The organism is Magnetococcales bacterium, from assembly GCA_015228935.1.
In the GTDB taxonomy this organism is placed as follows: Bacteria; Pseudomonadota; Magnetococcia; order Magnetococcales; family DC0425bin3; genus HA3dbin3.
In genome coordinates this window covers 22,164-35,518 of sequence record JADGCO010000045.1, presented here as the reverse complement: position 1 = coordinate 35,518, position 13,355 = coordinate 22,164, and the positions used below count along the sequence as shown (strand labels likewise).

Sequence of the window (13,355 nt, the reverse complement as noted above, 5' to 3'; positions counted from 1 at the left end):
TTTTTTCCGGGCAGGTTACGGAAATCTGTAACACTCTGAAAAAAATGGTTTTTCTGGTGACAGATCAAAATCAGCACCTGATCATCCGACCAGATCGGGGTTCATCCGACAGAGGTTACGAAAATGGCACCAAAAATCCCCCTGTACTCAACAGGATGGAAAGGGTGCCCTTGCAGTTATCGCCCCGCCTTTAAGGGGATTGAGACACTCTGGTGTGATCGGTACCTCACCTGGCCCGCCAGCTTGCAGTTATCGCCCCGCCTTTAAGGGGATTGAGACAGGCTCTACGTCTTCTTTGTTTATGACGATTTGAGGCCCCGTACTTGCAGTTATCGCCCCGCCTTTAAGGGGATTGAGACAATGTCAAGGTGCCCATCGTCAAGCTTGCGAAATGACCTTGCCTTGCAGTTATCGCCCCGCCTTTAAGGGGATTGAGACCGATATGCTCGCGTACCTGCCACACTCCAATTCCTCTTCTTGCAGTTATCGCCCCGCCTTTAAGGGGATTGAGACATGAAATCCGCCGGTTCCCGAACATTCGGCAGAGAAAGCTTGCAGTTATCGCCCCGCCTTTAAGGGGATTGAGACCTCCCAATAGGGCCGCAGCCTGACCAGGTCAGGATCTTGCAGTTATCGCCCCGCCTTTAAGGGGATTGAGACTGTTCGGGCAGCCAGCCATCCTGGGCAATGGTGGCAACTTGCAGTTATCGCCCCGCCTTTAAGGGGATTGAGACGTCACAGGCGGTTCATGCCGGGCCGTGTCAAAGTTTTTCAGCTTGCAGTTATCGCCCCGCCTTTAAGGGGATTGAGACTTCCGGTAATTTCGAGACTTTTTTCCCATTCTTCTCTGGCATCTTGCAGTTATCGCCCCGCCTTTAAGGGGATTGAGACGGCCGTCACCAGGGTCCTGCTGCACCCCAGATCGGCATCCTTTTAGTTATCGCCCCGCCTTTAAGGGGATTGGAGGGGATGGCCCCTGCGTAAATCTATGGTTTGTATTTGTCATAAAAAATAATATAAATAATTGATGCAGGCCTGAGAAACGAATTATTTTAGATATTAATCATGGCAGTTGATGCCCAAGACACACATGACTTGGGATGGGACTGTATCAACCGACCTCTCACGAAACCACCACGGAAATACGGCTGGCTGAAACATCCAGGGAATCAGCCAACCGGGATCCAAGCGTGCAATACAACCAGCTCACCAAAAGTCAACTCCGCACGGCGGCCACGGCATTCCGAAAAATGGTCATATTTTTTTCATCCCGCCAGGCCCGTTCGGGATGGTCCATCATGCCCAGGACAAAACCATTTCGGCTGGTGATTCCGGCAATATCCTCCTGGGAACCATCCGGATTGGTTGCCCGGGGATAGCGCAGGACAGGTCGCCAATCGTCTTGCTGATGCCTGGAAAAAATCAGTCGGCCTTCGCCATGCGCACAGGGAAAATGCAGAATTTCATCATCCAATCCCTGCAACCAGAAGGTGCCATGCCCCTCCAAAACCTGATGGGGTTGCCGGGGACGGTCCAAAAATGTCCCCCGAATATTGCGCCCGAGAACCACCTCACGACCAAAAAGCCCCAGTTCCATGGCAATCTGAAAACCGTTGCAGATGCACAAGACCGGTTTTTGGCGCAACCGGTCGGTCAAACCAGGATCATGTGCCAACAAGGTATGGGCCGCCACAAGACCGGAACGCACATGGTCGCCATAGGAAAATCCCCCCGGCAGACAGATGATGTCGGCATCATCGAGACGCGACTGGCCGGTCATGACGGACTGAACGGACGTCAAATGCGGCGTGGCCCCCGCCCGGGAAAAAGCCAGGGCCGCCTCCCGATGCGAGTTGGTTCCGGGGAAAAAAGCAATATTGACGCGGATCATGAAGCAAGACCCTCCTGGAAACTTCTCTGCCAAAAATTGATGGCCGCCGAGGTGAGAACGATCTGCCCACCAACCCGGACCCGATAAATCTGATCCGTGATGCGTCCCAAAACCACGGGATGCAGGTGCGGGTCCAGGCGCTGGAGATCCCCGGGAGCCACTTCCACCAGGGCACCACATCGATGTTCCTGCAACAGGTGCCCCCCATCCTGATCTGGAGCCAGGTCCAGGTCCGCACCCAGGTCACTGGCCAAGGCCGACAAGGCCACACGGGCCAGAATACCACCGGCTTCAATGGGAACAGCACTGCGTAAAACACCGTCAGGCACAGCCTCCAGGGTTGTCAGATAGTGCAAGGCAGCTTCGATATCCAGGAGATCGACGCCCCGGCTCTCCAGACCTGCCAGCCGGGCAAACAGGGTCCCAGCCGGAGCCGGCGTGGACAAACCAATCTGCACGAGCAGGTTGCCGGGTGTCGTCCAGCAGTTGGGCCGCAGGCGTCCAACGTCCGGAACCTTGCCGACCGCAGAAAGAAAAACAGCGGGTGGAACATGGACCAGACTCCCATCCGGCAGACGGGCCGACCCTGCCGAAGAGTCCTTGCCGGAAATGAACGGCATCCGGAAACGCCGGGAAAGTCGTTCCAACTCCTCGACCATGGCCACCAGCCAATAGTGACCGTGCGGATGACGATCCGGGGTATAAAAATTATCGCACAGGCCGACATCTTCCATGCGACAGCCGGCCAGAACCATTTTTTGCACCAAAGCCAGGAAACCCTGACGCGCAGCCCGTTGGGGATGGGCAGCAAAAAGCCAGGGTTCAAACCAGAAACCAAACACCGCCGCGCAAGGCTGCTCGGGCAGAGGAACGCCTGCCCAACAGGTTGCCGGCACCTGGAAGCGGGTACCACAGGTGGGGCCTTGCCAGGTCCATCCCTGCACGGTCGAATCATATTGCGACGTGGCAAAGGATTGATCCGCCAGACGCAAATCCGCCAGCATGCGCTCCAGATGCCCGGCCAGTCGGTCTCCCGGACAAGGTGGCCAGAGATCCGTGGAAGGATCCAGATCGGGGGGGGGTTGGATGGTCAAAGTCGGCAGGGGGGAGTCGGCAATTTCGCTGTAAGGGAGATCCATGCCCACTTCGCCGGAAAGGGGCAACGCCCGACCAGGAGTGGCCACCACCCGGGCCACATCGAGTTCCGGATCGTGGATCACGGTAAAACGCCCGGTCCCGGTAAAACGCCCGATGACCGTATGCCGGACCAGATGACGCTCCAGAATGGCTTGCGATTGGGGCAGCTTTTCCGGCGGAATGGCCAGAACCATGCGTTCCTGGGATTCCGAAAGCAGGATGCGCCAGGTGGCCAGACCGGCAATTTTGAGGGGCACCAGGGCTGTATTGACCCAGACCCCGACCGGTTCTCCCATTTCACCCACGGCGCTGTTGAGGCCGGCCCCCCCGACATCGGTGATGGCGCGGATACAGTCGGCATCCCGCAGTTCGAGGATGGCGTACCGGAATTTGATCTGCTCCAGGGGGGAACCGATCTGGACGGCACTGTTGTCCATACTGGCCCCGGCAGAACTGGCCGAGGCACCATGGATGCCGTCATTGCCGGTCAAACCGCCGATGAGCAGGAGCAGGTCGTCGGCCTGTGGTTGTCCCTTCAAGGCGCGGGAGCGGGGCATGATGCCCAGGGATCCGCCCAGGGCAAAGGGTTTGCCGCGATAATCGGGATGAAAATCCATGCGGGGCAACATCATCGGCACCCCGAAGGTATTGCCGTATTCCTTGATGGCTTCGATGGTTTCCAGGGCAATCTGGCGGGTCGTGGGACGGCCTGGAATAACGGGTGGCGTGGCCAGCAGACCCGTGGCCGTATATTCGAAAGAGCCAATGGGATCCGCCCCCTGACCCGTACCCAGAATATCCCGCAACACGCCGCCCAGCTTGGTCAACTGCCCGAAATAGGGAGCCAGGGCGGTTGGGCCGTTATGGGTTTCCGCCTTGATGACCAAACAGTGGCCGGCATAAAAATCCCATACTCCGGCATTGTCCACAAAGGCGCTGACCACGTTGGGATGGTGCATTTCCCGGGTGGTCTGGGAGAGTCGTCCCAGCAGATTGCCCAGACTTTTCCAGGTGGTATGGAAACAGTGATCGCTCCAGCGGGCATCCAGGGCCTCCAGCACGCAATCGGTCAAACAGGCCAGGCCCAGACGACCTTGCATGGCCTGGATTTTTTGCATCTGGGGCAGGGAAAGGTTGCGGCCATCGGCCACCCCGACCGTTGCCAGTTCGGTATCGGTCATGCCGCGCAAATCCCAGGTCCGGGCCGGTTCCCGGTTGCCCTGGGGGGAGAGATGGGCAAAATACGGTTCAGCCTCGAAAATTTCCTGAATCTGGGCATTGAAGACCGTTTGCCGCAGCCGCTTTTCCAACTGCGGGTCCCGGCCATGATAGGTGCGTCCCACCTTGCCGGCCACTGCGGGCAGGCCATGGCTCTGGCATAATTGTACCAACGAATCATTTTGATTATCGACGATCCCCCGTTTATAGAGGATCAAAAACCCCTCTCCCTTGTGCAACGGCTGGTCATGGGTCCCGGTTTCGGTCAGGGGCTGACTGAGCAGGTTCACCAGAAAATCCCGTTCCTCGATGGCAAGGTCGCGGGCAAATTCCAGATAATAATCGGTGGTCGTTTCGTCACAGGGGATGGTAAAGGCTGCCGGTCCAGACTGGACGGACTCCGCACGCCCCTGTTCCCGACGATGGATGGTGATCTTGTAGCACGCCATGGAGTGTCCGTTGATATGGGCTGAAGTTAGGGCACGTTGTCCGTAAAAACCGCTTCCAGGGACTGGGCTTCCAATATTTGGAGGCTCCACTCTTCCAGGGATGGCAAATCAGCCTGAGCGATTTTTTCCACAGCCCATGTTGGTAGTGTGCCGAAACGGCGTTGCAACAGGCGAGTCAATATTTGAGCCCCCCCCTTTTTTTCTCCCTTTTTCTCCCCCTTTTTCTCCCCCTTTTTTTCACTTATGCGTTCCACACTTGAGATATAGGGCATTTTTTGCTTCTCCTCGAATGCGGTGATTTTTGTTTGCAACCGATAGTCAAGTTCTGGCGGCAAATGGAGGACCCAGTCAATGAATCGAAACAGATCTATCACCTGTTTACGATCATAACCGCTTCTATACAGGCCACGAATCAGGTGCCATTTGACCTGGTAACGTTTCACAGGTTGGTGTCTGGTTCTTTTGGCACGCAAATGTGCCAAAACAACGATGGCAAACGGATTGGTGGACGTTTCCAACCCGGCTTCCTGATAGTCCAACAGCTTGATGGCGGTAAACCGATAGCTTTGTTGGGTGCCCCACATGGCGTAACCAAATTCCGCAGGTCTCCAACCAGGTTCCTCGTCAGCCAATACGGCCAAGCCGACCACTGGTTTATGGTACAGGTCATAGGCCCTGTACTGGTAGACATACATGCCTTCGGCAAAATTCGGTTTGCGATTGCCCTGGATTTCGATGTGGATCAATATCCAGAGTTCCTTGTCATCGCCATGACGCCATACTTTGACCAGTTTGTCCATTCGGCGATCACCGATTTTTGCAGCACGGGTGATACGGGCCAGTTCCTTGTCCAGGAAGACAAAGCCGCGTTTCCAATCGATCTCCTGGAAGGCTTCCGGCAAAAAAAATGCCAGAAACTCCGGAAAATAATTTTCCAGGATATCTTTCCATGGCACATCGAATTCATCAGGTGGAGCAATCATCGAATGTGCGGGATCTGGTGGGAAAAAAGAGCTGACCGTGGAGCAGACGATGTACCAGCAGGGTGACCGTTGTCGCCAGGAGGCAACACGAACGGACATGGCTTGTTGCAGGAGAGTCTAGGAAATGGCATCCAGTGCCTGGGAGAGGAGATGACCGACTTCCCCGGCGATTTCGTCGAACTGGGGATTGTTGGCCAGATGCGCCATGGCCATGGTATCGATGGCAGCCACTTCCACCTCACCCTGATTTTCCCGAATGACCACATTGCAGGGCATCAGGACGCTGATGTCGGTGACGGCCTGCAAGGCTCTCAGGGCCAGGGCCGGATTGCAGGCCCCCAGGATGAGCGTGCGCGGGTAGTCGGCACCGATGCGCTTTTTCAAGGCGGCGGAAACATCAATCTCCGACATGATCCCAAAACCCTGATTGACGAGGGCCTGACGGGTCCGCTCAACCACCTGGTCAAATCCACCAGAGGCTTTTCGTATCACGGCGTATCCCATTTCACTGCCATTGCTCATGGGGATTCTCCTTGTCAATCTGCTCCAGGAGGAGATTTTTTCATGGACCTTCGACAGCGCAGCGGGGCATGGCTTGGACAGGTCAGATATGAAGGGCGGCCACGATTGCCTGATCAAAGGCACAAGGAAGCGAGGATGAATTTCTTGAACGGCAAGGCGCGGCAACCGGGTAATGCGCAGATGCACCGCCGCTCGCGGGTGCAACCCGGAGCGGCGGAGCTGGAACTTCTTCAGATAGGTATGACGTTCTCTGCTTTTGGTCCTTTCGGCCCTTCGCCGACACTGAACTCCACTTTTTGACCTTCGGCCAGTGATTTAAACCCTTGGACCTGAATGGCTGAGTGGTGAACGAAAACATCCCCACCGCGTTCCCGTTCGATAAATCCAAACCCTTTGCTGTCATTGAACCATTTTACGGTTCCGGTTTCCCGGTCTGACATGATATGAAATCTCCATTTGATTCTGAGTGGAAGCACTGGGTCATTCATAACATAAGCGTACTGGAAAAGATAACAAAAAAAATGAACCCCGGGTGCAAAAGATTTCCATTCCGGGCTGGATCGGCGTGAACCTGAGGCGAAACTTTTAAATAATTTCATTTATAATCAAATATATAATAAACAAGTTTCCAGGGTGCCGGACCGAATGATGCGGGAATTTTTTTTTTTGCGCAGGGAGCTGTTTTTTTCGGATCAATTGACCGCATGACGATCCAGGATGGTCGTCATGCCAGCAGGTCAGCGGCAGGCAGATCATGCCAGCGGGGCAGGGGCAGGCAATCACGCCAGCAGGGCAGAGAAACAATTTGAGGGTGTCTTGCAAGCCGCCACAGGAGTTTAGCTCCTGAAAAGAACGTGCGGCGGCAGCCATGGTGGGACCGCGAAGATCATGGAAGGAGAGGGAAACCCACCCGCTCAGGCATACAGGCCATTTTGTGACGGAATATCTGGAATCTGACTGTTTTTGAAACGAATATCGACATAGCTCTTCAGCATGCTGATACAAAAGCGCCGGCCATAGACATCACATTTTCGGCACTCCTGGGCATTTTCGGCGCATTCATTTTCCTTGTTGGCCCAACAGGGAGCGAGATTGTCGGTGATCACCGGACAGTTTTGTTTGCCGGTAAAATGGCAACCACGGGATTCCCAACAAGGAATGAGGGACATCAAACGCCGGATACCGGCAATGCTGATGCCGGACTTGATCAGCTTGCGCAGCTCCACAAGCCATTCCACATCCCTGTCGCTGAAATATCTGGTTCCGGATCGATTTTTGTAGGCGATGAAGAGTCCTTCCCGCTCGTACATGTGAATGGTCCGAATGGAGATGCCGAGTTTTTGGGCAACCACGCCAATCTTGACCATGTCGCCCGAGGACGTCGTTGTGGAATCGGCGTTTTCCGAGGTGGGTACACCTGCCACGTCGATTTCCATGCCATTTGCCGTCATCTACCTTCTCCCGGAATATTCTTTTGTTGCGTTCTCAGTCAAGGTTGCCTAAAAAAACGGGATCGTTGACGAAAAAATTTTCCATAAAATGAAAATTGTTAAACTTTCTTCTGGAAAATTGGCGTTGCCAAGCTGATCAAAGGCGTCCAAGGCAACCATTTGGTAACAAATCGGATCAAATTGTTACAGATAATAATCAGCAATCGTCTGGACGGGAAGAAAAAAAAGACCCGCCCGAAGCTTGCCGGGCGGGTCCCTGGTTGGACAGAAGCAGGCTTACTTGTTGATATTGAAGAACACTTCACGACCCCGGTACTGTGCCGAATTTCCCAGTTCTTCCTCGATGCGGATGAGCTGATTGTATTTGGCAATCCGGTCGGAGCGGCTGAGGGAGCCGGTTTTGATCTGGCCGGCATTGGTGGCCACGGCGATGTCGGCGATGGTGGAATCCTCGGTCTCGCCGGAACGATGGGAAATGACCGTGGTGTAACCAGCGCGATGGGCCATTTGTACGGCATCCAGGGTTTCGGTCAGGGTACCGATCTGGTTGACTTTGACCAGGATGGAGTTGGCGATGTTTTTCTTGATTCCTTCGGCAAGAATTTTGGGATTGGTGACGAACAGGTCGTCGCCGACCAACTGCACCCTCTTGCCCAGGACATCGGTCAGTTTTTTCCAGCCGTCCCAGTCGGATTCATCACAGCCATCCTCGATGGAGATGATGGGATACCGGTCACAGAGTCCCTTGTAGTACTCGATGAGTTCGTCCACGCCGAGGGAGCGGTTTTCGCCGGCCAGGTTGTACTTTTTGGTTTTGCTGTCGAAAAATTCGGAGGATGCGCAATCCAGGGCCAGGGCGACATCCTTGTTCAGGCCGGGTTCATAGCCGGCTTTCTGGATGGCTTCCATGATGACCTGCAGGGCCTCTTCATTGGATCCCAGGTTGGGCGCGAAACCGCCTTCGTCACCCACGCCGGTATTCAGATTTTTGCCCTTGAGAACCTTTTTGAGGTTATGGAACACCTCGGCACCCATGCGCACGGCATCGGCCATGGTTTTGGCCGTCAGGGGCATGATCATGAATTCCTGGATATCAACGTTGTTGTCCGCATGGGAACCACCGTTGATGATGTTCATCATGGGGACCGGCATCAGTTTGGTATTGGCCCCGCCGAGGTAGCGATAGAGGGGCAGACCGGCCTCTTCGGCGGCGGCCTTGGCCACGGCCATGGAGACCCCCAGGATGGCATTGGCACCCAGGCGGGATTTGTTTTCCGTGCCGTCCAGTTTGATCATGGCCGCATCGACGGCATTCTGGTCGCCGACTTCCATATCGGCAATTTCCTTGGCAATCTCGGTATTGACGGATTGAACCGCCTTCTGGACCCCTTTGCCCAGGTAGCGTTTGTTGTCACCGTCACGCAGTTCCACGGCCTCGCGGCTGCCGGTCGAAGCACCGGAGGGGACGGCGGCCCGGCCCATGAAGCCCTCTTCGGTCAGGACGTCCACTTCGACGGTCGGGTTGCCACGGGAGTCGAGGATTTCCCGGGCGCGTACTTCGATAATTCCACTCATGCGTTTCTCCTGCACAATGCTGTCGTTGATATCAAAAAGATCAAGGTTTCCAGACCAGATCCGGTTTGCGTGCCGCCAGGGTGTCATCCAGGCGTTTGACCGGGGTGTTGTGGGGGGCACGGCGTACCCGTTCCGGATCGGTTTGGGCCTCCTGCCGGATGGCGGTCATGGCGGCGACAAAACGGTCCAGCTCTTCCCGGGTCTCGGTTTCCGTCGGTTCGATCAGCATACACTCTGGAACCAGCAACGGAAAGTAGATGGTTGGGGCATGAAAGCCAAAGTCAAGCAGGCGTTTGGCCACATCCAGGGTCGTGACGCCCCAATCATGGGCCTCGTTGCGCAGGGTCAGGATGAATTCATGGGTTGCCCGCCGGTTGGGAAAGGCGACCGTAAACCCGGCGGCGCGCAGACGGGTCATGAGATAATTGGCGTTGAGCGTCGCATATTCGGCCACGCGCCGGATGCCGGCACTGCCCGTCAGGCGCAGATAGGCATGGGCACGCAGCAGAATGCCCACATTGCCCATGTAGGCGGAAAGCCTGCCGATGGATTGTGGCCGGTCGCGCTCTTCGAGAAGACGGTAGCGACCATTTTCCTCTCCCAGCATGGGAATGGGCAGAAAAGGGAGCAGCCGGGCATTGGCCAGAACAGGTCCGGCACCGGGTCCGCCGCCGCCATGCGGGGTGGCCAGGGTTTTATGGACATTCAGATGCACGGCATCAAAGCCCATGTCGCCGGGACGCACGCGACCGACAATGGCGTTGAGATTGGCACCATCATAGTAGAGCAACCCTCCCGCCGCATGCACCACCCGGGCAATGTCGGCCACCCGCCGCTCAAAGACCCCGAGTGTGGAGGGATTGGTCAGCATGAGACCGGCTGTCTGGGGACCAACGGCCTGGCGCAAGGCTTCCAGATCGACATCCCCCTCGGCATCGGTGGGAATTTCCCGCACCGTAAAGCCGCACATGCTCGCCGTGGCCGGATTGGTGCCATGGGCGGCATTGGGGACCAGAAATTCGGTGCGACCCTGATCGCCCCGGGCCAGGTGATACGCCCGGATCATGGCCACCCCGGCAAACTCCCCCTGTGCCCCGGCCATGGGCGTCAGGGAACACCCGGCCATGCCGGTAATCTCCACGAGCATTTCCTGGAGTTCGTACAGGGTGGCCAGGACCCCTTGACCGTGGGCATCCGGTGCCAGGGGATGCCGCTTTTGAAAACCCGGCAGCGAGGCCACGGCATGGCAACCGCGGGGGTTGTACTTCATGGTACAGGATCCCAGCGGATAGAAATGGGTGTCGATGGAAAAATTGAGCTGCGAAAGGCGCGTATAATGGCGCACGACATCCAGTTCCGATACCTCCGGCAGGAGCGGTGCCGCCCGCCGGTGAAAGCGTTCCGGAATATCGTCGGCAAGGTCGGCCAGGGGTGCCGACAGGGCAGGCATCTGGACCGGATTGTGACGACCGGGCCGACTCTTGGCAAAAATCACCATGTCATCTCTCCACGCTGTCCGGTAACCGGCTTGCACCATGCGCCATTTCCAGTGGCAGTCAGGATTGCCATGTTGCATCTCCGTCCGGCAACCGGCTTGCACCACAAGCCATCTCTTGCAACAGTCGAATGTGCCATGTCACATCTCCAGTATGGCTTGCAACCGGGTTGCAAAATATTCAATTTCTTCCGGGGTCTGGACCTCGGTGGTACACACCAGGAGGGTTTCGCCCAGGGCGGGAAAATCCCGGGTCAGGGGATAGCCGCCGGCAATGCCTTCGCGGGCAAGGGCCGTCAGGACATCGTTCACGGGACGCGGCAGCCGCACGACAGCCTCGTGAAAACGGGGCCGGTCGAACACAATCTCAACGCCCGGTATGGCGGCCAGGCGTTGCAGGAGGGTGCGCAGGTTGGCATGGCAGGCCAGCCCCACCCGCCGCAGGCCTTCCGGTCCGAGCAGGGACATGTGGATGGTGGCGGCGACTGTCATCAGGCCCTGGTTGGAGCAAATGTTGGAGGTGGCCCGGGAGCGGCGGATGTGTTGTTCCCGCGCCTGGAGGGTCAGGACAAAACCGCTTTTTCCTTCCCGGTCCACGGTACGACCGACGATGCGCCCCGGCATTTGGCGCAGCATGGGCGTCTTGCCGCAGAGAAAACCGAAATAGGGACCGCCGGAGGAGAGGGGTGCCCCCAGGGGTTGACCGTCGCCGCAGGCAATGTCGGCCCCCTGTCTGCCCCAGGCACCGGGAGGGGACAGCATGCCCAGGGATGCCGGGTTGACCACGGCAATGACCAGGGCACCGTGGGCCTGTGCCCAATCGGTCAGCACATCGGTCTCTTCCAGGGTGCCGAAAAAGTTGGGCTGTTGCATCACCACGGCGGCGATGGGCTGTGCGGCGTGGGGTGCCAGCACTTCCGGGGCAATGTGGCCGCCCTGGGCACAAAAAGGAATCTCCACCAGTTCAATTCCCTGTGCCTCGACCAGGGTCTGGGTGACGGCCCGGTAGAGGGGGTTGACCGTGGTGGGCAGCAGGATGCGGCGGGAACCGTTCGGGTTGGCCCGTACCGCCATCAGGACGGCCTCGCCCAGGGCGCTGGCCCCATCGTAGAGGGAGACATTGCTGACATCCATCCCGGTCAGGGAGGCCATCATGCTCTGGAATTCGTACAGGGTTTGCAGGGTTCCCTGGCTGGCTTCCGCCTGATAGGGGGTATAGGCGCTGTAAAACTCACCCCGGGTGGCAATCTCCCAGACAGCGGCGGGAATATGGTGCTGGTAGGCCCCGGCCCCGGTGAAACAGAGCGTGGAGCCATCCCGGGCTGCCCGGCCTTCCATGAGACGCTGCAAGGCCATTTCATTCAGGGGTGGAGGCAGATCGGCACGGCTGTCGTGGCGCAATTCCTGGGGAATCTCCTCGAACAGGGCGTCGATATTCGTGACCCCGATAACGGCCAGCATGTCACGCAGATCCGCTTCGGTATGAGGAATGAAGGGCATGTTTGGGTTCCCCCCGAAAGTCTCTTTTCAGTCGTCATGGACCGGTTTGCCGGCCCGCACAAAAGGTGGTCTGACCACACGTGCGGGTTGGGTGCGTCCCCGCATTTCCACCTGACAGGTATCCCCTTCGCGAATGTCTTGTGCGACCCGGGCCAGGGCAATTCCCGCCCCCAGGGTCGGTGAATAACTGCCACTGGTCACCTCGCCGACCCGCTGGCCATCCCTGACCACGGCCTGATGATCGCGCAGGACGCCGGGACCTTCCAGGATCAATCCCACGCGCTTGAAGGGGGGAGGTTTGCCCCACAGGGGGGCCAGGGCCGTCCGTCCCATGAAATCGCGTTGGGCGGGTTCCCAGGCGATGGTCCAGCTCAGACCGGTTTCCAGGGGATTGGTGGTGTCATTCATGTCGGAGCCGTACAGATTGAGACCGGCTTCCAGACGCAGGGTGTCGCGGGCACCCAGTCCCACGGGGACGACGCCAACGCTCATGAGGGTTTCCCAGAACCGGACGACATCGCTTTGGGGCAGGATGACTTCGTAGCCATTTTCTCCGGTATAGCCGGTGCGGGCCACGAACATATCCCCGTTATACATGGAGCGGAAGGATCCCAGCCCGCAAACCTGATTGGCCAGAACAGGAGGCAGGGCGAGGGGCACAAGTTCGCGTGCCCGGGGTCCCTGGATGGCCACCATGGCCAGATCGGTGCGTTCCCGAATGGTGACGGCATGGGTTGCGGCCCTGGCCTGGATCCAGGCCAGATCCTTGTTCCGGGTGCCGGCATTGATGACCAGACGATAGGTGTCGGGACCGGTTCGGTAGGTGATCAGGTCATCCACCACGCCGCCCTGCTCGTTGAGCATGACCCCGTAGAGCGCCTTGCCATCGGTGGACGGGCCGAGGCGGGCCACGTCATTGGCCAGCAGGTGGCTTAAAAACGGTGTGGCCCCGGGACCGCCGATGTCCACCACGCCCATGTGGGAGACATCGAACGCGCCGCAGTTTCTGCGCACGGCATGATGTTCCCGCACCTGGGATCCGTAGTGCAGAGGCATGTCCCAACCTGCAAAATCAACCATTTTGGCCCCACGGGCCAGATGCTGGTCGTAAAGCGGTGTTCGCCGAAGCATGGC

The 13,355-nt window shown here is 57.6% G+C and carries 10 protein-coding genes and 1 CRISPR repeat array; all 10 genes read right to left on the bottom strand.

Translation table 11 applies throughout. The features are described from left to right. Positions 1-169: 169 nt before the first annotated feature. Positions 170-967: a CRISPR direct-repeat array (repeat unit 37 nt; unit sequence CTTGCAGTTATCGCCCCGCCTTTAAGGGGATTGAGAC). Positions 968-1,216: 249 nt separating this feature from the next. Then, a complete protein-coding gene (locus HQL65_11930) occupies positions 1,217-1,891 on the bottom strand; it encodes a phosphoribosylformylglycinamidine synthase subunit PurQ (GenBank protein ID MBF0136942.1) in 675 nt (224 codons plus the stop codon). After that, positions 1,888-4,695, bottom strand: a complete 2,808-nt coding sequence (locus tag HQL65_11925) for a hypothetical protein (GenBank protein ID MBF0136941.1) — start codon at positions 4,693-4,695, stop codon at positions 1,888-1,890. The genes HQL65_11930 and HQL65_11925 overlap by 4 nt, the downstream gene beginning before the upstream one ends. A gap of 26 nt (positions 4,696-4,721) precedes the next feature. After that, positions 4,722-5,678 (bottom strand): DUF4351 domain-containing protein, encoded by a 957-nt coding sequence (locus HQL65_11920; GenBank protein MBF0136940.1) that lies wholly within the window; start codon positions 5,676-5,678, stop codon positions 4,722-4,724. 117 nt (positions 5,679-5,795) lie between these two features. Continuing rightward, entirely contained in the window at positions 5,796-6,200 is a 405-nt protein-coding gene (locus HQL65_11915) for a DUF302 domain-containing protein (protein ID MBF0136939.1), read from the bottom strand. Between the two features lie 230 nt (positions 6,201-6,430). Then, entirely contained in the window at positions 6,431-6,640 is a 210-nt protein-coding gene (locus HQL65_11910; protein ID MBF0136938.1) for a cold-shock protein, read from the bottom strand. Positions 6,641-7,114: 474 nt separating this feature from the next. Further along, on the bottom strand, positions 7,115-7,651 hold the full coding sequence (locus HQL65_11905; protein ID MBF0136937.1) for a MerR family transcriptional regulator: 537 nt from the start codon (positions 7,649-7,651) through the stop codon (positions 7,115-7,117). A 276-nt stretch (positions 7,652-7,927) separates the two neighbouring features. After that, a complete protein-coding gene (gene eno / locus HQL65_11900; GenBank protein MBF0136936.1) occupies positions 7,928-9,226 on the bottom strand; it encodes a phosphopyruvate hydratase in 1,299 nt (432 codons plus the stop codon). Positions 9,227-9,266: 40 nt separating this feature from the next. Beyond that, the gene (gcvPB, locus tag HQL65_11895; GenBank protein ID MBF0136935.1) at positions 9,267-10,724 is read right to left on the bottom strand and encodes an aminomethyl-transferring glycine dehydrogenase subunit GcvPB; all 1,458 of its coding nucleotides are present in this window, start codon (positions 10,722-10,724) and stop codon (positions 9,267-9,269) included. Positions 10,725-10,862: 138 nt separating this feature from the next. Next, positions 10,863-12,221, bottom strand: coding sequence for an aminomethyl-transferring glycine dehydrogenase subunit GcvPA (gene gcvPA / locus HQL65_11890; protein MBF0136934.1), 1,359 nt, complete (start codon positions 12,219-12,221; stop codon positions 10,863-10,865). A gap of 27 nt (positions 12,222-12,248) precedes the next feature. Next, entirely contained in the window at positions 12,249-13,352 is a 1,104-nt protein-coding gene (gene gcvT, locus HQL65_11885) for a glycine cleavage system aminomethyltransferase GcvT (GenBank protein MBF0136933.1), read from the bottom strand. Positions 13,353-13,355: the final 3 nt, after the last annotated feature.